Source organism: Shewanella xiamenensis, from assembly GCF_014647135.1.
Lineage (GTDB): Bacteria > Pseudomonadota > Gammaproteobacteria > Enterobacterales > Shewanellaceae > Shewanella > Shewanella xiamenensis.
On record NZ_BMOP01000004.1, the window covers coordinates 137,506 to 159,203 of the forward strand.

18 protein-coding genes are annotated in these 21,698 nt (G+C 45.9%); 10 read left to right on the forward strand and 8 right to left on the reverse strand.

What is annotated here, in order from left to right; translation table 11 throughout:
* The first annotated feature begins 241 nt into the window (after nt 1-241).
* The 3 genes from IEY09_RS05440 (at nt 242) to IEY09_RS05450 (ending at nt 3,448) form a co-directional block, all read left to right on the forward strand.
* Nucleotides 242-964 carry a YebC/PmpR family DNA-binding transcriptional regulator gene (locus tag IEY09_RS05440; protein ID WP_037420892.1) on the forward strand — a complete coding sequence of 241 codons (723 nt, stop codon included), beginning with the start codon at nt 242-244 and terminating at the stop codon, nt 962-964.
* Nucleotides 965-1,565: 601 nt separating this feature from the next.
* A complete protein-coding gene (locus IEY09_RS05445) occupies nt 1,566-2,708 on the forward strand; it encodes a sensor histidine kinase (RefSeq protein ID WP_088586889.1) in 1,143 nt (380 codons plus the stop codon).
* Between the two features lie 44 nt (nt 2,709-2,752).
* Complete coding sequence (locus IEY09_RS05450; RefSeq protein WP_188870185.1) at nt 2,753-3,448, forward strand: response regulator transcription factor; 696 nt, start codon at nt 2,753-2,755, stop codon at nt 3,446-3,448.
* Nucleotides 3,449-3,512: 64 nt separating this feature from the next.
* On the opposite strand, the gene hpf is transcribed toward IEY09_RS05450, so the two are convergent.
* Both hpf and IEY09_RS05460 read right to left on the reverse strand, forming a co-directional pair.
* Nucleotides 3,513-3,869 carry a ribosome hibernation-promoting factor, HPF/YfiA family gene (gene hpf / locus IEY09_RS05455; protein WP_023266557.1) on the reverse strand — a complete coding sequence of 119 codons (357 nt, stop codon included), beginning with the start codon at nt 3,867-3,869 and terminating at the stop codon, nt 3,513-3,515.
* 228 nt (nt 3,870-4,097) lie between these two features.
* Nucleotides 4,098-5,666, reverse strand: a complete 1,569-nt coding sequence (locus IEY09_RS05460) for a methyl-accepting chemotaxis protein (RefSeq protein WP_188870187.1) — start codon at nt 5,664-5,666, stop codon at nt 4,098-4,100.
* A 381-nt stretch (nt 5,667-6,047) separates the two neighbouring features.
* Here IEY09_RS05460 and IEY09_RS05465 point away from each other — a divergent pair, with 381 nt between their 5' ends.
* The 4 genes from IEY09_RS05465 (at nt 6,048) to IEY09_RS05480 (ending at nt 8,981) form a co-directional block, all read left to right on the forward strand.
* Nucleotides 6,048-6,416 carry a DUF3649 domain-containing protein gene (locus IEY09_RS05465; protein WP_037420902.1) on the forward strand — a complete coding sequence of 123 codons (369 nt, stop codon included), beginning with the start codon at nt 6,048-6,050 and terminating at the stop codon, nt 6,414-6,416.
* Between the two features lies 1 nt (nt 6,417).
* The gene (locus IEY09_RS05470) at nt 6,418-8,097 is read left to right on the forward strand and encodes a PepSY-associated TM helix domain-containing protein (RefSeq protein ID WP_188870189.1); all 1,680 of its coding nucleotides are present in this window, start codon (nt 6,418-6,420) and stop codon (nt 8,095-8,097) included.
* Nucleotides 8,094-8,444, forward strand: a complete 351-nt coding sequence (locus IEY09_RS05475) for a DUF3325 domain-containing protein (RefSeq protein ID WP_037428781.1) — start codon at nt 8,094-8,096, stop codon at nt 8,442-8,444. The genes IEY09_RS05470 and IEY09_RS05475 overlap by 4 nt, the downstream gene beginning before the upstream one ends.
* A gap of 99 nt (nt 8,445-8,543) precedes the next feature.
* The gene (locus IEY09_RS05480) at nt 8,544-8,981 is read left to right on the forward strand and encodes an OsmC family protein (RefSeq protein WP_055647797.1); all 438 of its coding nucleotides are present in this window, start codon (nt 8,544-8,546) and stop codon (nt 8,979-8,981) included.
* Between the two features lie 205 nt (nt 8,982-9,186).
* On the opposite strand, the gene IEY09_RS05485 is transcribed toward IEY09_RS05480, so the two are convergent.
* From IEY09_RS05485 to thrA, 5 genes are all read right to left on the reverse strand, one after another.
* Nucleotides 9,187-12,471 (reverse strand): S41 family peptidase, encoded by a 3,285-nt coding sequence (locus IEY09_RS05485; protein WP_188870191.1) that lies wholly within the window; start codon nt 12,469-12,471, stop codon nt 9,187-9,189.
* A 195-nt stretch (nt 12,472-12,666) separates the two neighbouring features.
* On the reverse strand, nt 12,667-13,551 hold the full coding sequence (locus IEY09_RS05490; protein WP_055647795.1) for a substrate-binding periplasmic protein: 885 nt from the start codon (nt 13,549-13,551) through the stop codon (nt 12,667-12,669).
* A 526-nt stretch (nt 13,552-14,077) separates the two neighbouring features.
* A complete protein-coding gene (gene thrC, locus IEY09_RS05495; RefSeq protein WP_188870193.1) occupies nt 14,078-15,361 on the reverse strand; it encodes a threonine synthase in 1,284 nt (427 codons plus the stop codon).
* A gap of 65 nt (nt 15,362-15,426) precedes the next feature.
* Nucleotides 15,427-16,365 carry a homoserine kinase gene (gene thrB, locus IEY09_RS05500; RefSeq protein ID WP_188870195.1) on the reverse strand — a complete coding sequence of 313 codons (939 nt, stop codon included), beginning with the start codon at nt 16,363-16,365 and terminating at the stop codon, nt 15,427-15,429.
* Entirely contained in the window at nt 16,362-18,830 is a 2,469-nt protein-coding gene (gene thrA / locus IEY09_RS05505) for a bifunctional aspartate kinase/homoserine dehydrogenase I (RefSeq protein ID WP_144344778.1), read from the reverse strand. Before thrA ends, thrB begins: the two co-directional genes overlap by 4 nt.
* A gap of 641 nt (nt 18,831-19,471) precedes the next feature.
* On the opposite strand from thrA, the gene slyD reads away from it, so the two are divergent.
* Together slyD and IEY09_RS05515 are read left to right on the forward strand one after the other, a co-directional pair.
* On the forward strand, nt 19,472-20,134 hold the full coding sequence (slyD, locus tag IEY09_RS05510) for a peptidylprolyl isomerase (protein ID WP_188870197.1): 663 nt from the start codon (nt 19,472-19,474) through the stop codon (nt 20,132-20,134).
* Between the two features lie 193 nt (nt 20,135-20,327).
* Nucleotides 20,328-20,705: a hypothetical protein gene (locus IEY09_RS05515; protein ID WP_188870199.1), complete on the forward strand. Its 378-nt coding sequence runs from the start codon at nt 20,328-20,330 to the stop codon at nt 20,703-20,705.
* Nucleotides 20,706-20,736: 31 nt separating this feature from the next.
* Here the strand turns inward: IEY09_RS05515 and trpR are convergent, their stop codons facing one another.
* Nucleotides 20,737-21,012, reverse strand: coding sequence for a trp operon repressor (gene trpR, locus IEY09_RS05520; RefSeq protein ID WP_011073277.1), 276 nt, complete (start codon nt 21,010-21,012; stop codon nt 20,737-20,739).
* Nucleotides 21,013-21,201: 189 nt separating this feature from the next.
* Between trpR and IEY09_RS05525 the strand changes: the two genes are divergently transcribed.
* Complete coding sequence (locus IEY09_RS05525) at nt 21,202-21,651, forward strand: c-type cytochrome (protein WP_188870201.1); 450 nt, start codon at nt 21,202-21,204, stop codon at nt 21,649-21,651.
* Nucleotides 21,652-21,698 lie beyond the last annotated feature (47 nt).

Here is a 21,698-nt window from a genome sequence, read left to right on the forward strand (position 1 = left end):
GAACTATTCATCCTAAAACCTATAGTCTATCTTCAGCGCTCTAACGCGCTTATGGCATTAGACATTAGTATAGATTTCGCCGAATTACCCAATAAATCCTTCCTAAAATCCTCTGGCCATTTTTAGCTGACAAAATGTGGTGCTTATCGCTTTATTGACAAGAATTCCAACTCGAGTGACTGCACATACGGCAAGAAAACTGCTACTATCGGCGCAATTTTTTTGAGCTAACGAGATCAAGATGGGCAGAGCATATCAAAACCGTAAAGAATCCATGGCGAAAACAGCTGGCCAGAAAACCCGCCTTTACTCACGCTACGGTAAAGAAATTTACGTAGTCGCCAAACAAGGTGGTGTCGAGCCGGACGGCAACTTATCACTCCGTCGTTTAATCGAACGCGCGAAGAAAGATCAAGTACCAGCACACGTTATTGAACGTGCTATTGATAAAGCCAAAGGTGGTGGCGGTGAAGATTATGATACTGCCCGTTATGAAGGTTTCGGCCCAGGTAACTGCATGGTCATCGTCGACTGCTTAACCGATAACGTAAAACGTACTTTTACTGAAGTACGTCAAGCCTTCGTAAAAAACGATGCCAAACTTGGTACACCCGGTACAGTAGGCCATATGTTTGACCAATCTGCCGTGTTCGTTTTCCCCGGTGAAGATGAAGATGCCATCCTCGAAATTCTAATGATGGCCGATGTCGATGTGAATGACGTTGAAGTGGAAGATGGCATGATCAGTGTTATCGCACCACACACCGAGTTTTTCAAAGTTAAAACGGCACTGACAGATGCAATGCCTAACATCAACTTTGAAGTCGAGAACATCACTTTTGTGCCTCAAACTATGACCCCAGTTTCCGGTGAAGATGTGGCAGTATTCGATAAATTTATCGCCGCTTTAGAAGATTGTGACGACGTGCAAAACGTTTATCACAATGCAGAAATTCAAGATTAATTAAAATCTTACTTAACAAAAACGCAGCCAATGAGCTGCGTTTTTATTTGCGATCATGCATGAAATTCAATCGCAGCACACTTGGCCAAACGCGCGAGATCTCGTAGCGCGCTTCATGGAGGGACTCATCATCGCGATGGGCCATAATCATTATGGAAAATAGTTGCCACTGCCGAAAGCGGCGCCATATCCATACAATACCCACCGACCACTAACACCTGCGAGTAGTAAAGCGTTACCGCATCCGGCAATTGTTATCGCAATACCAAGGTTGCATTCCTACTTTCACTAACTCATAGGCTAACGACACCGCCACTCCCGCTTAATAAAAACAACGTAGCTTGATTTTATCAAAAACACTGCTCACATTGAGATAGGACTCTAATATATTGATTTAAAATAAATATATAACATCACCATATAGCTGGCGTTATTAGGCGTGGTTAATAATCCACATATCAGATAAAACTTCACAAACTGAATTAAATAAATAATTCAAATAACTTAGCGGATTAAGACTTTGCCTGCGTGATAGACATAGTCTCTTATGGAATACTTGCCTTAGAATGGATGATAAATTGTGATTGAAGGAAGCAAATAGGTGCAAGGAAATCGATTAACCAAAGCAGAAACGATGCTAATTGGTGCGGGTAGCCTCACTTGGGCACTTGTCGCTTGGCTGGGATTTAATCAAGATATTCAAGCCAAGCTACCCACGCTCAACAAAAGTTGCCATATAGCACTTTATGCATTGTTTATATTATTGTTTTTATTGCTGACAATCTTCGAACATCCTCGTAAAAGTCTCAAGATAAATAGGCTTTTAACCATAGTACTTGTTTGCTGTACCCTCAGCTTAATGCTGTTAAGTGAGCATTCTTTGTTACCCATCTTGCTCGTAATATGGGCGTCACTGTTACCCGAGTTCTTTAGCCGCAATGCCGCGATAGGACAAATCCTGTTAGCCAATCTTAGCTATTACTTCATTCTGCACTTACACACCTCAAACAGTATTATTTTTAATGTCCTTATTTATATGGGATTCCAGCTATTTGCATACAGCAGTAGTCAAGCGAGATTGTCCGAGCGCGAGTCTCGCCGGATACAGGAACATCTTAATCAACAACTTATCGCTACGAGAGCCTTGCTGAGTCAAACCAGCGAGCAGCAAGAAAGGTTGAGGATCTCACGGGATTTGCACGATATTCTCGGCCACCAACTCACTGCGTTATCATTGCAACTTGAGCTATTAAGTCATCAAGCACCTACGGAGCTCAAATCCACAGTCAATCAGAGTAAATCACTTGCCAAGGAATTATTAGAGAGTATCCGCGCCGTGGTTCGTGCGCAGCGGGTTAATATTGGCCTCGACTTAAAGCCTCCGCTTGATGCAATAGCAAGCCGTTTACCTAATGTTAGCTTGCGGTATAAATCATTAGTGCCGCTACAGTCGACTGAACTGGCTCAAGCCTTATTACTGGTATTGCAGGAAGGGATCAGTAATGGGGTGCGCCATGGCAAGGCCAATCAGTTCACGCTGTCGATGCAACTGCAACAAACCGAACTTATCATTCAACTTAACGATAATGGTCAAGGTATCAACCAAACCGCTTCAACAGGTATCGGGCTCAATAGCATGCAGGAAAGGTTATCAGCCTTTAATGGTAAGGTGTGTTTGCAGCCCAATGAAGATGCTAAAGGTTGTAGCCTTATTATCCGGCTGCCACAAAATACAACAATGTAAAAGACATCCCAACAAAACGGGTTACAAGGAATAAGTCGCTACTTATGGAAAAATTTCAATCGGCAATCACAACTGATAACCCATCCGCACCTCATACTATCAAGGTGGGATTAGTGGAAGACCAACAGTTAGTTCGTCAGGGGATCGCGAGCCTAATTGCCATTTCTCAGCATATCAAGGTGACTTGGCAGGCTGAGAATGGTCAAGAAGCACTTAGGCTGCTGGAAACTGAAGCCGTAGATTTGCTATTAAGTGATATTCGCATGCCAGTGCTCGATGGTATTAGTTTGCTAAAACAGCTTCGCGCCGTACAAAATCCCTTACCAGTAATAATGTTAACCACCTTTGATGACAGCGAATTGTTTTTAAATAGCTTACATGCCGGCGCAAATGGCTTCTTATTGAAGGATGTGTCTCTGGATAAGTTACTGCATGCCATTGAAACGGTTGCCAAAGGTGAGTATCTGATAGAACCTTCAGTACTTGAACAGATGCAGCACCGATCTCCTACATCTCTATCTCCTGCGCCTCTCAACATTGCAACTCAAGCGTTGTTATCAGCTCGCGAGCAAGAGATTTTACGCTATATGGCGGGAGGGTTTTCCAATAAAGAAATCGCCGATGCAGTATTTTTGGCCGAAGGAACCGTGAAAAACCACGTTTCAACCATTTTGGCTAAACTCAATTGCCGAGACCGTACTCAAGCAGTACTAAGAGGCTTACAAATCGGCTTAATTTAGAACGGGCCCACCAACGAAAAAGGGCCTTAAAGGCCCTTTTCAATGCAATCACTGCCGCGAAAAACTAGCGTAAATCCATCTCTTGGATAATTTCATGGGCAATAGGTGGCGTTGTGCAGGTCGGCTTTTCATGTAAATCGGCCTTTAACTGACCTTTACGGTGTTTTAGTGCAGCATCCAATTTTTTAGCTGCTGCAGCAATCGCGGGGTACATGATTTCATCCGTACCTGAGGCGGAGATGCGACTGCCTTCGTAATTTGTTCGAATTTCAACCTGAAACTCGCCATGCTCCTTAGCAATAATGATATCAAGCCCAATGAGAGTGGGGAAATGAGTGGCGATTTTTGAAAACTTTTCGTTAACGTGTTCTTTGACAGAATCAGTAACATCGACATGGTGACCAGAAAGATTAATTTTCATAGGTTGTCCCTTTTAGTGTCTTTACTTTTTTTTCGCTTCACTATTAGAGCTTGGGGCATGGCAAATAAAACACAAGCCCCCTAGACAAATATTTCGAATGAAACAGGTATTAGCAGCAGCTAAATGTGAGACTCATCAAAGAAATGGCACAATACGGGAACGTTAAAATAAATTAACTGGTTGATTTATAACCGACAAAAAATAAACCAACCAGTTGAATGCCAAGTGCTAATACTTACGCTGCACGCTTTGTTGCCAGAATTGCTGCGATAGGTGATGAGTTTTTGTCGATAAGCGCGAAACCTGCTCGCCCCTTGCCGCCGCATCTTGAGTCTGCTCTAAACTCTGCTGTGCCAAATCGCTGATCACATGGATAGCACGACTAATTTCCGCCGCTACAGATGTCTGTTGAGTCATTGCTGCGGCATTGTCATCACTTAAAGAGTTGATCCGAGCGATAGAGGATAACAACTCACCAAAAGCCACACTGGCATCCTGTGCTAAAGAGACTGAGCGCTTAACCTGCTCCTGTCCGGCCGTCATCGTCGATGTCGCTTTTTGCGTGCTATCTTTAAATCGACTGACAATTTGCTCAATTTGTGAAGTTGACTGACTGGTTCGGCTAGACAATTGCCGCACCTCATCGGCAACGACAGCAAATCCCCGGCCAGTCTCCCCAGCCCGTGCCGCTTCAATTGCCGCATTAAGCGCCAGTAGATTAGTTTGGTCGGCGATAGAGCGAATAACTTCTAACACTTGATAAATCGCTTGGCTATCCTGCTCTATGGTTTGGACGACATCTGAAAAATGGCTCACCTGCACACTCAGTTGATGGATAGCTTCGATAACAGTTTCAAGCCGTGAATGGCCGCGCTGTGCAGCCTCATGGCTGGAGACCATTTCAGATGCCGTGCGATGGATATTATCTGTTACCTCAGCAAAACTGGCACTCATTTGTTCCATTGCCGTTGCCGCCTGGGTGGTTTGCACACTCTGACTATCGGCATGCTCCCAGGTATTAGTGATGGTTTGTTTGAGATTGACGCTCTGCTCTTGTATTTCACTTGCTGAATCCGCCATCCGGCCAACAACCCCACCGATTTCAGTAATTAAAAACCGCAGAGCCAGATCAATTTTCCCGATTTCATCCTGTCTACCGGTATAAATCCCCATCGCGACGGGATCATCAATAATATGAGTAGCAACGCTAACTAATGCTTGTAATGGTTGCATAAGCTTGTACCACAATACCCAAGCAACTAAAGCCCCCACAAGTGCGGCTAATAAAGGGGAGTAACATGCCAAAAACGCCGTCGCCGTAATAGCTAAAAACATGGAGGAGAGAATTTTCCCCCGAAATCCTAAGCTATCTTTTTTTAATGCTTTAGGTTGTTTACCTTGATTAATGCCTTGATAAACATCTTCAGCCGCCCTGATTTGCTCAGGTGTCGCCTGGCGACGTACTGATTGATATTCATGAATTTTGCCATCTTCATATACAGGTGCAACATAGGCATTGACCCAATAGTAACCGCCAGTTTTGGTCTTGTTTTTGACTATGCCCATCCAAGGTTTGCCGCTTTTAATTCTATCCCAAAGCATTTTAAACGCAGCGGCAGGCATATCCTCGTGACGAACGATATTGTGAGGACTCCCTTGCAACTCAGTAACGCTATATTCACTTATCTGCGAAAAGGTTTGATTAACGTACTTAATATTTCCTTTCAAATCGGTCGTAGAGAGTAGGATTGCGTTTTCAGATAGGTGTTTTTCACCTTTTTTTGAATGTGTTTGCATAGGGATATCAAAATGACTCCAAGTGAAAGTTGCAGGGGATTTTGCCAAAATGACAGAACACCTACTTTGATTAAGTTCACACTGAAAGCAGAAAATTTAACCAAATGCTAAACAAGTAAGATCAATCTCATCAATAAAACCAAACATTTGTGACATATTGCACAGGGTTACGCATAACGCGAGCTAGCACTCAAAATGCGTTAAGGATATTTTGTGCACCGCCTCAATAAATGCAAATGATATTGTTTATCATTTAAGTCAACTGCGTTATAATCATCAAAACAATAGCCTGATAGCTCATCAGAATGCCCGCTGTATTCAGCTATGGCTGAATTGGCATTTGGATTAACCGTTTAATATTGACTGAAATAAGTAGCACTTATGTCACATATCCCAACATCAAATTCCCCCCTCTCAGCGATAGCTGTACGTCCTGTATCGGGTTATTTTCAAGCCGCCATTCGGTGGCTAAAACAAGAGCAAACTCAATTTGGTTTGCAGGTATTTGTTCGCGCGAGTGCTGCGTTATTGGCTGGCTATATTGCAGCGGCAACGCTGGCCTGTTTACTGACTCAAATACTGCCAATGTCTCGATTTGAGAGCACATTAACGGCCAATATGCTGGCATTCTTGTTTTATGCCATCGCCATTATTTATGCCTTTTGCGTGCGTAAAACCTGGCATGCGTGGCGGGATCTGATGTTATTTAGCCTCCTGTGTTTTACTCTGCTTAAGGTGTGTGGACAGTAAGATGAAAGAAACCTTTTTTAGAACCTTATCTTGGCTACACACTTGGGCGGGTTTACTCGTTTGCTGGGTATTATTGCTGATCTTCTTTGCAGGCAGCCTGAGTTATTTCCGCCATGAAATCAGCCTATGGGCTGAGCCAGAACTTCACCGCGGTACATTTCAAGACTATCAAGCAAATCAATTAATAAGCCAGCTTGATAAGGGCCAATACTATATCGAGAGTCATTCGCCGGCGGAAACACAACGCTGGTTAATAAACTTTCCGACCCAGCGCAGTCCTATGCTTAGCTTTGCTTGGCAACTGCCGCCTGAAAAAGGGCAACGTCGCGGCAAAATCGAGCAACATACGGCACTTGCTGATGGGAGTGGCGTCATCACTGACGTCCGCGATAGTCGTGGGGGTGACTTCTTCTATCGTTTACATTTCGACCTGCACTATATGCCCGCCATTACAGCGCGCTACATTGTGGGCGTCTGCACTATGTTTATGCTGATTGCCCTTATCAGCGGTATCGTTATCCATAAGCGTATCTTTAAGGATTTATTTAGTTTTCGTCAAAACAAGGGCGCACGCTCTTGGCTCGATGCCCATAATGTCAGTTCTGTTATTGCGCTGCCTTATCATCTGATGATCACCTATACCGGCCTTATTACCTTGATGCTGATCTATATCCCATGGACGGTAAGCACAGCTTATCCTGAGGATAATCAAGCCTTTTTAAAAGAACTCAATCCGGCAAGACAAACGGAGAAGGCCTCAGGCATTTATGCCGAGCAAGTACGTTTAAGCCAACTGTTACCCCAAGTTCAGGCTGAATGGGGCAATGCGCCAATCAAGCAGGTGATTGTTTCCTATCCTCAAGATAAAAATAGCCAAGTGACCTTCTATCAAAATACTGGCAAAGATGTCACCGATGAATCAACACTCCTCGTGTTTAACGGCGTGACAGGTGAACTCAAATACGCCAGTCCACACGAAGTGTCAGGAACGGTGGCAACCTACGACACTATGATGTCACTGCACACCGCGCGTTTTGCTGCGCCGTTGCTGCGTATTTTGTTCTTCTTCTGCGGCTTACTCGGCTGCGCCATGGTAGCGACTGGCACCTTAATGTGGGCAATTCGTTTGCGCCAGAAACAGCAAAAGACAATCGATAAAGGTGAGAAACCGAGCCGTGGCCTGCGCTTAGTTGAGGGATTAAACTTCATGTTTATCTTAGGCTTGCCCTTGGGTGCGGCTGCATTTTTCTATGCCAATCGCATATTACCCGCCGATTTTGCAACGCGTTCTGCTTGGGAAGTACATAGCTTCTTTATTGCTTTAGGTGCTATGGGCGTGTGGGCATTTTTCGGGCGCAGCAGACGCGATTGGCAAATAGCTCTGGTGCTGATTGGCACACTCTATTGTGCGCTGCCCATACTCAATGCACTCACATCGCCAAGCCACTTTATTGATAATATCCAGTCTCAACAGTGGGCTTTGGTTGGTTTTGATGTGTTAGCGGTTTTAATCGGTGTAGTAATGCTATTTGCCAGCACCAAACTCTCAGTGGTGGCAAAAACCCTGCAAAAACCGAATCGAAAAAATACTATTTCAGATAAAAAACCTATGCGAAAACCCGTTGAGACCACTTACGCAACCGAACTTACCTCATCGCCCTTGGAGGAAGCAAAGTCATGATGCCAGAATTTATCCCTATGCTCGGCATTCTCGGGCTTAGTTATCTCTCCCTTGCGCTGTTTGCGTTAGCTAAGTTTGGCCACTTTAAAGATGTGTTTAAACGCCCACCGTCACAATGGCAGAGCCGCCTGTTAACCCTGTTTGCTTGGCTGTTATTAATCATTAGCTTAAGCACCTGCGCCCACGGGCAAGGCTGGACCTATGGCAGTATTCTGTTTATGGGGATCATCTCACTAGCCGCCATGTTAGTGATTTTGACCCTAAGCTATAGCCCACGCCACCTTCCCATAGGGATAGTCACTGGCAGTGTATTGACTGGCAGCTTACTGTTAAGTGGTGGGATCTAAACCGTTTCACAGATGGCGCACTAAACTGTGCGCCCCATGCTGGAGAAGTCTTTTTAGCTAAGCTATAGTGCCCAGATGTCCTGCAATAAGGAGAAAAACATGGGCTTTAACTTAACAGTGAATTGGCAAACCTCGCCAGCAGAAGAAGGCGAATTTTGCCGTGATCACAGTATTACCTTTGGCAGCGGTCAAACGATTCAGGCATCCTCAGCCCCTGAATACAAGGGCAATGCACATTTTGTCAATCCAGAGGAAAGCCTACTCGCGGCGCTGTCTTCCTGCCATATGCTGACCTTCCTCGCTATTGCGCACCTCAAACGCCTCCCCGTCGTGTCCTATGTCGATGAAGCATCTGCGGAACTAGGAAAAAATGAAGCTGGTAAACTTGCCGTCACTAAAATGATCTTAAATCCTAAGGTCGTTTTTGCTGAAGGTGTGGAAGTCACTCAGGAAACACTTGAGAAAATTCACGAAAAAGCCCATGCAAACTGCTTTATCGCTAATAGCTTAGCAACGGATATTCAAATAAAGTTTTGATGGTTATAGGCAAGTTCATGCAGATAGACTTGCCATAGACCAATTACCTTGCCGCAAAAATAACGATGAACCGTTAACCAGCACCAAATCTATAGGCAAAAAAATGGGCGTGGTCTTGGGAACTACAAGACCACGCCCTAACATTGAACAGACTCAGCTTAGCTGAATTAGCTTAAATTTCGGTTAAAAATTTACGTTAAGCCAACTACTTAGCCTTTATATCTTCCGCCATACCTTTCGCTGGCATAGGTTGCGCCTTCAATGCTGGAATAGGCTGCTTAATCAATTCATCCTTAAGATAGCTAATGGCGGTTTCGAGCTGTGCATCGTGGCCGTTAAAGGTCGCAAAGGGTAAGTTATCCACCTCGATATCCGGTGTTACACCATGACCTTCGAGTACCCAGCGACCATCCATCGCATACTGCGGATATTCGGCGACCCGCGCCATCCCTTTATCTGTGAGTGAGTTACGACCCGATAACCACACGCCAGCACCCGCCGTTTGCTTACCGATGAGCGGAGCAATTCCCAGCGCCTTGATCCCCGCCGAGAAGGTTTCACCATCTGAGTAAGTCAGCTCGTCGGTTAACACCACTAAATGCCCACGGAAAGTTTGCTGCATATTGGTATTAGGCGTGCCATGGGTTGGCTGCCAAAATGCCCAAGCGCGGCGTAACAGTTTTTCGATAATCCAACTATCAATATTGCCACCACGGTTACGGCGAACGTCGATAATCAGACCGTCTTTATCATAATTGGTGTAAAACTCACGGGCGAAGCTCTCAATATCGCCGCCGCCCATGGCATATAAGTGCAGATAACCCATCTTGCCCTGGCTCGCCTTGGTCACGACCTCCGCATTATGGTTGACCCAATCTAAATAACGTAATTGGCCATCGACCAGAGTGCTCACAGGCATCACTACGGTTTTATGGCTTTGGCTACCACGTTTAAGCTCCAGTAACACTTGCTTATCCTGTTGATTACGCAATAAGCGGGTCACATCAGCCACATTCCCCACCGGCGTGCCATTGATGGCGAGTAGCACATCGCCCTCTTTGGCATCGACTTCGATACGGCTCAAAGGTGATGCTTGGCTCGGCAGTTCAGGATCATTTCGATAAATGTGAGCAATTTTCACCCCGTCGCTAGTTTGCTGTAATCGAGCGCCTAAACTCGCGCCCTTCGCCGCGTCAGGGTCCTTCGGAAAATCACCACCACGCACCTGCGAGTGCAACGAATCTAACTCGCCCATCATCTGCATAAAGATATCGTTTAGCTCATTACGATCCGTTAAACGTGCGAGTAATGGTTGGTACTTAGCCTTGGTTGCCTGCCAATCGAGACCGCGCATTTTTTTATCGAAGAAGGAATCTCTATGCATTAACCACGCATCTTCAAACATTTGTTGCCATTCTAAGCTTGGCGAAATCGCTAATTGCCATTGGTCAGTCTGTACCTTGGCATTGTCGGTATCGCCGAGTTTATCGCCCACATCAACAATCATCAGCGACTTTTCATCACTTTGTTTACGCAGTAACAACTTTTGACCATCGGCAGAGACACTGTAGTTCGCCACATCTTCAGCAAACACTTCGACTTTAGGGCGCTGTTCAGTGAACTTAACTGTCATGAGATTAGGTTGGCTTTCGTCACCAATCGCTTGGTCGAGTACATACAAACGACCATCAATGGCGGATAGCTGGCTGTAATTACCCGAATCAACAGGTACTTGCCATAAACGCTCGCTAATTCCCGCCCAATCAATTTTTACAGGCGTCGGTTTATCTTTTGAGTCAGCTTTTTCTGCCGCCTTTGCCACTAATTCCGTTGGTTTACTGAAGGGGAACTTGGCATTCTTCACTAAGGCAATCGCAAAAATCTGGCTGCGTTTATCAAACACTGGCCCCATATTGCGGTCGCCCCACGGTGAACTTGGCGTTGCGGTAAACTGGCGATTGGAGAGGAAATATAACCACTGGCCATCACTACTAAAAGTCGGTGAATAGGATTCATACTTGTCACTGGTGAGTGCTTGGGCCTTATTCTCATCCACCGAATAGAGTACGATTTGTGGTCTTTGCTTGCCGATTTCAGCTTTGGTTAGCGCAATAAAACGACTATCACTAGACCAGCGAATATCAGCGTAGGGACCGAGTCCCTCACCGTTGCTGATGATTTTTTGGTTTGTATTTTTCTTTAAATCCAATAGCCACACATTACCGTCGTTATCGTCATGGGCAAGATAACGACCATCGTTTGACTGACTCAGCGACATTCTAAAAGTATGACCATCTTTAGTAAGCTGTTTAGCACCACTGCTGCCATCGGCAGGAAATTGCCAAATTTCCTGTTGGCCGCTCATATCGCTGATGGCGTAAACCGACTTGCCGTCCTGACTCAGAATGGCATTGCGTACCCGATAAGTGCCAAGAAGCGCGACTTGCACTAACCGCGAGCCATCAGTCCCAGCAATCGCCACATGACTGCGGGCGGTAATCACCACTTTATCGCCAGCAAGGGCAAGATTAGCGGAGGTCGCATAATCCATCGGATCTTTTACCCAATGTTCGCGACGTTGGGCAAAATCGGAGGTTAATTCAATATCTAATAATGAGTCTTTAGCGGAGGCGATATCAAAAACATGAATATCTGCGCCCAACTGGAACACCACTTTGCCTTGATCCATACGGGCAGCGCGCATTTGCCAATCTTTATACTGAGTCAACTGTTTAGCATCACTGCCATCAAGCGCCATTGACCAGAGATTGTCATTACCATCGCTATCGCTAATAAAATAGAGTCTGTCTTGCCATAGCATAGGTTGGCGGACCGAGCCTTGGTGCTGCTTGCTAAGTAATTGTGCCTCGTCTTTACCACCCAGTTTAAAGCGCCATAATTCGCCCTTAGCGCCGCCGCGATATACTTTTGCATTATCGCCCGTCACCTGCAGGCCGAAACGGGTAAAATAGACATACTGATTATTGGCATCGATCACCCCTTCCACCGCATCGGCAAGTGGTAAGTCGGTCGTCGCCAAGGTTTCAGGGTTCACCAGTCGCAGCATCCAATTATTCGCGGGGCCAAAGCCAGTGTCGGTGGAATAAAGCACCTCTCCTTTACTGGTCCACCCTTGCACGCGCACTCGGCTATTTTCAAAACTCACTCGTTTTGCAACACCGCCCGTCACAGGAATAACATAGACCTCACTCGCACCTTCGTAATTGGCCACATAGGCCACCCATTTACCATCGGCAGACATTGCCGCGCCCAGTTCTTCAGCTGGCAAGGTAGTCAAGCGCGTCGCCGCCTTTTGGCCTAGGGTTTGCGTCCACAGATCCCCTTCAGCGGTAAACACTAAGGTCTGGTCATGCAACGCTGGCGCGCGGTAATAACCTTGATTGCTAGTCGATTGTGCTGCAAATACCTGCGCTGCAGACAAAGTGCCAAGGGCGAGCATGCAGCAGGCAACGGAGTGACGAAGTTTCATGTGTAATCTCTATCCTATTGTTATTGTTAGCAATGGACTTTCAAGTGGGCAAAATTCACCAATAATGACCCAAAGTCTAACCCAGTAACCCAACAAGCTAGCAGAAATTGATAGAGAGAGCAGTAACTTAAAATAAGAGATGTTTTAGCAAATGTGTCATAGACTTACCATTTTGCATACTCATTAGAATAGCGCTTATCTTGCTATATCAAACGTTAATAACCCAGCATACAAGCGATAAAATGGACCATGTTGATTGCTGATTTTCGATTGCTGTGCCAGCGAAATTTGCTGCCATTTATAGACAATTCGCGCAATTTCACCATTGATAGTTAACGCCTTAATGGCACGATTAAATTGCGCTAACTGTAGGGGAGACATACTCTGCTTACTTAGCATTAAGTGTATCGGATTATGGTCCAATATCGGTTTAAGTGCTGATAACCTGATCCCTTGGTGTTGACTTGCAATATAGGGCATCGCTATAGCATCCCCAATCATCAGATCCGCTCTGTCATAAGTGAGCATTTGCACTGATTTGTCGACATCAGGACTCAGTATCAATAAGTTTTCCAGTGCTAAACGTTCTCGAGTGTTCTCATAATCGGCACCATACCAACCACTGATTGGCACTAATAGCCGCAACTTTTGAGTAAAAATATCCTGCCATCGTTCTAACTTAACATTGTCTTTGTTTTCATCTAATACGAATAAGCGCACTTCTTCATCACGGTAGGGATCTGAAAAAAATGAATATTCTTCACGCTCGACGGTTTTTGTAGCACCCATCATTATATCTAGTGAGCCACTTTTCAGCATTTGATGTGAACGCTTCGCAGGGACATTGATAAAGTTAATCTCACATCCCAAAAACTCAGCAAACGCGCGCAGTAATTCAACATCCAGTCCTTGAGCCTCCCCCTGCATATCTTGCCAGGCATAGGGAGGCCAATCGTTATAACCGACTTTAATGGGATTCGAACAAGCGGAAGCATTCGCTTCGGATGGAACACTCCAAGCGGGGAAAATAAAAATATATAACAGCAAGATATGGCTAAACTGAAAAATGCACTTTGGCATTATCGTTGCCCCGTCGCGAGTTATTCTTCGATGATTTTACGGCTTAATGCTCAGTTTTTACGGCTTAATGCTATGTAAGCTACTACGGCTTATTTATGACTCGATCTAAGCTTAGTCGGCATCCCAACTTGATGCCATCAAGTTGCTCTGTACAGTCCATTGGTCGAACTAGCGTGAACAATAATAAAAACATCTATACAAAAGGAGTCAAACGACTCCCTTTGTATTTCATCAAGTTCCTGTTTATCGTCGTTTAAAAGATTAGGGCGTGTTGACGTTTCAGGGTTATTTTTGCAGCAATTTGGCTGATGTTTATGCAAGGCAAAGTCAGTGCTGTGTAGCATTCTACATAAACGGACGATAACGCAGCAGAAACTTCAGCCAAGTGCTGCCCAAAGGGTTCGTCTGGCAAGCACTTGCTCTTTGTCACTCGTCATTTGAGTAGAATAACTACACTTCATTCCTCGCTTCGTGAGCATGAGCTTGCCAGAACGAACAAAATTTAATCTCGAAACGTCAACATGCCCTATTTTAATACCGCAAATAAATGGTTTTTTAGCTGGGCAAAATCAGCTGGTAATTCAGCCGATAATATTGTTTTGTGCTCTACCGCTTTTAATTCAGGCGGAAGGGGTAAGTTAAGGGCAAGCTCCCTGTCGACCACATCCTTAAACTTAGCGGGATGGGCCGTACCTAAAAATATCCCCACTTCATCAGGCACTAAGTTAAGCGTTAACGCTTTAGCCGCAATCGCTGCATGGGGCTCAGATACATAACCTTTAGCATAAAGATCTGCCAACGCCTCCGAGGTTTGCACCTCTGACAGGCGAATCCCCACTAAGTCTGCCAATGGCCAACCGAGTTTCTCGCAAATAGCTTCAACACGCGGCCAGTTGCTTGGCTCACTCACATCCATCGCATTGGACATAGTGGCTTGAGTGGGATTAGGCTGCCAATCGCCACTCTCTAAATAGCGTGGCACAGTGTCATTCGCATTAGTGGCGGCAATAAAACGTTTAACGGGTAACCCCATGGCTTTAGCAAACAAACCCGCGGTGAGATTACCAAAATTACCACTGGGCACGGCAATCACAGGATCGGCCTTATGACGCTGTTTTGACTGAGCAACCGCTTCGAAGTAATAACAAATCTGTGCCAGTAAGCGACTGATGTTGATAGAGTTAGCCGAGTTTAAATGCAAACCATCTCGCACATCGCTATCTTCAAATGCCTGTTTGACTAAGTGCTGGCAAGCATCGAAATCTGACTCAACCGCGACTGTGTGGATGTTCTTGCCTAAGGTGGTGAACATCTTTTCCTGTAGCTCACTGATCTTGCCCTTAGGATAAAGCACCACAACATTGACTTTATCTAGGCCGTAAAAGGCATCGGCCACAGCCGCCCCTGTATCCCCTGATGTTGCCGTTAAAATGGTTAAGCGCGAGTCTTGAGCAAAAACATTGATGCATTGCGCCATAAAGCGCGCGCCAAAATCCTTAAATGCTAAGGTCGGCCCATGGAAAAGCTCGAGGCACGAGCGCTGCTCATCGACCGCGACCAAGGGCAAATCGAAATTAAAGGCACGCTCGACCAGTTTATCTACCGCGTCTTGTCCAAGCTCTGAGGCAAGCCAAGCGCCGAGCACTTTTTTACTGCGCTCGACAAAAGGCATCGCCAGCAGCGCCTCGATGTCGTGCAACACTGGGATTTGAGTAGGAAAAAACAGCCCTCTGTCTTTACCAAGTCCTAATTGCACCGCTTCTTTAAAGCTCACTTTCTGCGAAGGGTGTTTTAAATTATATAGTTTCATGCTCACTCGACCTTATCTGCCAAACCTTTAAGGCTTGGGCTTAATGCTTTTAAAAGTAAGAAAAATTAATCGACTCGGCGCGTGCCTTGCTCATCGAGGCGGCACACATGGGCAAAGCCCCCCGCTTCGGTCAGATAATGAGCCTCTAACCACGCCTTAGCGGCGTTAGCGATCGCGAGATCGTCAGTCACAGAAAACAGGGTTGGCCCACTGCCCGAGATGCCAGTGGTTAACATGCCTAATTCGGCGAGCGCCGCTCTGGCGTTGTCATAACCCGGTATCGCCGCCGCGCGGTAAGGTTCGGCCAACACATCCTTCAAGACTTGAATCGCAAGCTTGGCGTTTTGCTGATAAGAGGCGTGCACAAAGGCACTCAAATAACGCCCAAAATCGATTGCCACGGACTTATCGTATTGTTCTGGCATGAGTTTACGCATCATGGCCGTTGAGAGTGAAATCCCAGGATACGCCACCACCCAATACCATTGTTTAAAACTGGGAATCGGCTCACAGATAGCACCGGGCACATTGAGCATCAGCTGCATGCCGCCCAAATAACAGGGCGCGACATTGTCATAATGCACGCTTCCGCTGATCTTGCCCTCAAACTCGCCCATGAGTTCGAGTAGCGCTTGTTTATCGTACGGTCGTTCGAAATGCTCATTTAACGCGTAAAGAGCAGCAACCACAGAACTGGCGCTCGAGCCTAAGCCACTGCCGACGGGCAAGTTTTTCTCTAGGGTTAATGCCACGCCTTGGTTTTCTTTTCCAAGGGCTTTTAAGAAAAACACCGCACATTGATGAACGATATTATCCTCCGGATTGTTGGGTAATTTATGCGCCCAAGCACCCACTTGAGTAAGGCTCACTCCCGCATCCGCCGCTGCAATCGTGACCCTATCGCCCAGTAAACTGCCATCGATGGGCGCTAGTGCTGCGCCCAATAAGTCAAAGCCCACACCCACATTACCCATAGAGGCGGGAGCGTAAACGGTCAAACTCATACACTCACCTCACGAGTCCAATTTAAGGTTCTTAATACATCGGCAAAGGCGCCAGCCGCAGTGACCTCTGTACCCGCACCATAACCACGTAGCACAAAGGGAATCGGCTGATAATAACGGCTGTAGAATGCCAGGGCATTTTCACCGCCTTTTACGCTATAGAGCGGATCGGTGGCATCGACTTCGGTGATACGCACATAGCACGCACCTTCTTCAATCTGCCCCACATAACGCAGCACTTTACCCTGCGCTTTCGCCTCTGCCACTCGCGCCGCAATAGCGGCATCAGCCTCGGGTAAACGCGCCATAAAACTTTCCACATCGCCTGAATCATCAAAATCGTCAGGCAAGACTGAGTCGACAACGATATCACTTAGCTCAAGTTTCAAACCCACTTCACGGGCTAAGATCAGCACTTTACGCGCCACATCCATACCACTTAAATCATCACGGGGATCGGGCTCGGTAAAGCATTTTTCCCGCGCCAGTTTAGTCGCTTCTGACAGTGTCATACCCTCATCGAGTTTACCGAAGATAAAGGATAAGGAGCCTGACAAAATACCGTTAAACTTGTGCAACTTATCGCCAGCAAATAACAGTTTTTTCAAGTTATCGATAACGGGTAATCCGGCGCCAACGTTGGTCTCATACAGGAACTGACGACGTTGCTTTAATGCTGTTTGACGCAAAGCTTGGTAATAGGCGTAATCGCGAGTGTTGGCCTTTTTATTCGGCGTCACTACGTGCATGCCCGCGTTCATCACCTCTAAATACTGGTTCGATACTTGATCGCTTGAAGTACAATCCACCAGCACAGGGTTTAATAATTGTTGCTCTTTCACCCAAGCCAGAAGCGCCGGAAGATCGCTTGGCTGCTGACTGTCGGCAAGCAGGTTTTGCCAATTGTTTAAATCGATACCCGCACTATCGAGTAACATCTTGCTTGAATTGACTATGCCGCAGACACGTATGCTAATGTGCTGCTCTTTTAACACACTCGCCTGATGTTTGATTTGCTCGAGTAAGCCTGCGCCAACATTGCCACAACCCACTAAAAACACATCCAAATACTGCTGCACATCGAAAAAGCCTTGATGACAGGCGGCGACCGCATGTTTGGTCTTACGCTGTTCGATCACCGTTGAAATAGAACGCTCGGAGGAGCCTTGGGCAATCGCGATGATATTCACACTCGCCTGCGCTAACGCTTGGAAGAACCGTGCTGCCACACCTTTATGGGTACGCATTCCATCACCGATCAAGGAGACAATTGCCAAGTCATGGCGCATTTCGATTGGCTCGAGTAAGTCACTTTTGATTTCTAACTCAAATTCCTGCTCTAGCGCCGACTTCACCTTGGCGGACTCACTGGTCGCCACACAAAAGCTGATGCTGTATTCGCAAGAACTCTGGGTGATGAGTGACACGGAAACACCACTACGGGAAATCGCCGCCAGTGTGCGGCTCGCCATGCCGACCATGCCCTTCATGCCGGGGCCTGATACATCAAACATGGTTTGATTATCCAGATTAGAAATGGCCTTCACCTGCAAACCGCTTTCATCGGCCTGATTCGATACCAGAGTGCCGGGCGCATCGGGGTTAAAACTGTTCTTGATATAACAGGGAATATGAAACTGAGCGATAGGCGCAATGGTTTTAGGATGCAGCACCTTAGCGCCAAAGTAAGACAGCTCCATCGCCTCTTGATAACTTAGCTGTGACAACAACTTAGCATCGGTGACAACCCGAGGATCTGTGTTGTATACGCCGTCAACGTCGGTCCAAATCTCACAACTTGAAGCATCTAAACAAGCGGCCAGCACGGCAGCGGAGTAATCTGAGCCGTTACGGCCTAAGGTCACAACCTTGCCGTCTTCATCGGCGGCGGTAAAGCCAGGCATTACCCAAACGCGCTTCTCATCGAGGGCAAGATTTTTGAATCGCGGTTTACTGACGGCAATATCCACCACGGACTCGAGCGGACGACCACGGCCTAAAAACAGCTCACGTGGGTCCAGCTGCGCCGAAGTGATGCCTTTGGCCAGCATGACTTGCTCCATCAACGCAGCAGACAAACGCTCGCCCGCAACCACAATCTCGGCGCGAATACCATCAGGGCATTCCTGCAGCAGCGTAATACCGCGTAATCTGTCCTGCCAACGCGCAAGCTGCGCGCTTAGTCCGGCGAACAACACTTCGCTTTGACTGCTTGAGAGTCCAGAACTGACCGCATCTTGATAGAGCGAGGTAAACACCCGTTCAACATGTTGAATGACTGGCGAATAATCTTCCCCTTTCACCGCCACATCGACCATTTCTAGCAAGGCGTTTGTCACTGTCGCGGGCGCAGAGAGCACTGTAGCAACTGGTTCTGCTTTCGCCGCTTTGGCAACGATATCCGCCGCCATTGAAAATCGCTGCCAATTTGCAAGCGAGGTACCACCAAATTTCATAACTTTCATCTTGATCTCCTGTACCGCGCCCGACTAAGAAACATAAGCTAGAAACAAAAAAGCCCGCTTCTTTGTGGGAAGCGGGCTCGTCGTTAAATTCTTTAGGGTGTATCAGCCCGCCCCCACTCTGGTTGTAGTGGTGGTTGTAATAATGGTAATTACTACAAAACCTAGGCTATGCATACGTTTGGGCTAATCCATGTCAATGTGATGTAAAACAGAATTGCCTTTTTCACCTAATCTTGTCAACCCCCAAACTGGATTATTTATAAACAAATCTTTCACAGCCATAAATTGACACCTTAACATTCAATATTATCAAGTTTTCCTAGGGTAAAAATGCGATTTCATCAATAGAAAACTGTTAACGTAAACGTAATGCCGCACAAATACATCTGTTTTTAAACATTAAAATTCAATAAATTATATCAACCATATCGTAACGCCTTTAGATTAAGCGATGTAAACCCACTTTCGAGACCAACAAACCGCAAGCGATAACCATCAACAATTTGGCGTAAATTCTTCACCAAATGACTGTTCATCACGCCAACAAAAAGCTGTGCGATATCTAACATAAGCCACTTCAAATTATCGCCAGCGCCCCAAAAGCACGTTATTATGCGCGCACATTCCGAACCGGAGGCGATATGAAGATCACCCAACACAGCGCGGTAACCATTCATTACCGTTTATCAGATCAAGAAGGCAGACTTTTAGAAGACTCTTTTGATGCCGAACCAATGTTATATCTGCACGGTGCAGAAAACCTCATCCCAGGTTTAGAGGCTGCATTAGAAGGTAAAACCAAGGGCGAAACACTGGATGTGACAATCAGTGCTGAAGAAGCTTACGGTCCTTACCATGATGGTCTGCGTCAAGCCGTGCCATTAGAAGCGTTCGGTGATATCGAAGATATCGTTCCTGGCATGCGCTTTATTGCCGAAACAGAAATGGGTCAACGCCCAGTGCAAGTTGTCGAAGTCAAAGACGATGTCGTTATCGTTGATGGCAACCATCCTTTAGCGGGCCAAGCATTGAGCTTCAACATTGAAATTATCGATGTTCGCGCAGCAACAGCGGAAGAAGTTGCCCATGGTCATATCCATGCCCACGGCGGATGTGGCAGTCATGGACACAGCCATGAACATGACCATGGCGGCGGATGCTGTGGTGGCTCAGGTCATGATGTTGGTGGCTGCTGCGGGGGTTCTGATGACCATGGGCATCACCACCATGACCATGATCACGAAGCTTGTGACACACCTAAAGCGGGATGTGATGGCAACGGTGGCTGCGGCTGCCGCGGCTAATGTAGGTTCACAAGCCTAATAGCCCTCCCAGTGGAGCTGATAAAAAAGCACTTCCTTAAATAAGGAGGTGCTTTTTTTATCGCCAAATGATTATAATCAGCAGGTAAATAGGGAAGTTTAAAATCAAACAGCATTTTCAGCTAAGAAAAACAATATTTTCAAATCGATATAAACATCACGCAACGGAGTGCATATGTTAGCAAAACCAGTATATGAAGTTTTACCCTTTGGCTATATGGTACTAGGCTGTTTAAGCTTTATGCTGCTAGAACCTGATTATGCGCTGATTGCTGCTCTTGTTGTGTTTGTTTTGGGCGCCAGAATTTACAATTTACGTTCTCAAAATCGCCGCACCGATCCTGTAAAACGCCGAAAATCTGGATATATACCTAAGACAATTTACGATTTATTGCCTTTTATTTATCTCTTTTCTGCCTTAGCTATTTTTAAATTTTTCCCTAAAAATCTTTATCCTTTGCTGGCCATTATGTTACTCAGTTATAGTTTTTATATTCTCGTTAGACGCTCCATCCACCGCCGACATAAAATACCGACAACTCCCCAGTTTTAATCAAATATCTAGTCCAATGGAGCCCAAATAATTAACTGATAAGCTGTTGGATTTTATCCCTATGGCTGGGTGCCATATTCTTTAAATAGTTAGAACAACGGGTAATAGTCGCAATACTCACCTGATACTCGGCAGCAATTTGTCTCTGGCTCATTTCTCCATTTAGCAATAGCTGGAAGACTTTTAGCCGACCGGCAATAGCGCTGCGCTCTTCCTCGGTCAGCAATAAATGAAACAATACCGACAGCTCTTCATAATTCCCATGGCTCAAAATTTTTTCTAATACTAAGTCCCAATTGGCTCGCATAATCGCCCCATAAGTATTGTTTAAGCATTACAACGGCAGTTTAGCAGATTTACTCTGCCGGCAAATAACTTGTTACGTTTATCCCTCTTATCTAGACAAAAACTGACAAATTTGCTTCTAGTACATTGAGTTAATTTGTGTACAATAGCAGAGCAATGTCACACTTCGACGCTAATTTGTGAGAATACGATGAAAAAAATACTCCTAACTCTCGTTGCCGGTACCTTATTGGCTTCAACTGCTCAAGCACACAATTTTGAAGATGCAAAAGATGCGATTCAATATCGCCAATCTGGATTCAGCTTAATTGCTTATAACTTTGGTGATATGGGCGCCATGATGAAAGGTAAAAAGCCTTTCGATGCTGAAACCTTTGCGATGCGCGCAAAAAATGTCGCTGCGCTTTCACACATCCCTTTCGAAGGCTTTATTGAAGGTTCAGATAAAGGCGATACCGAAGCCCTAGCCAAAGTATGGCAAGACAAGGCTGACTTTGACGCTAAGATGAAAACCTTCCAAGAAAATGCTGCAATTTTAGCGACTGTTGCTCAGAAAGGTGACCAAGCTGAAATCAAGCAAGCCTTTATGGATACTGGCAAGAGCTGTAAAGGCTGCCATGACGTTTACAAAAAAGATTAATGTTCTCGTAATCTCTTGTAAAAAGCCTGCAATATGCAGGCTTTTTA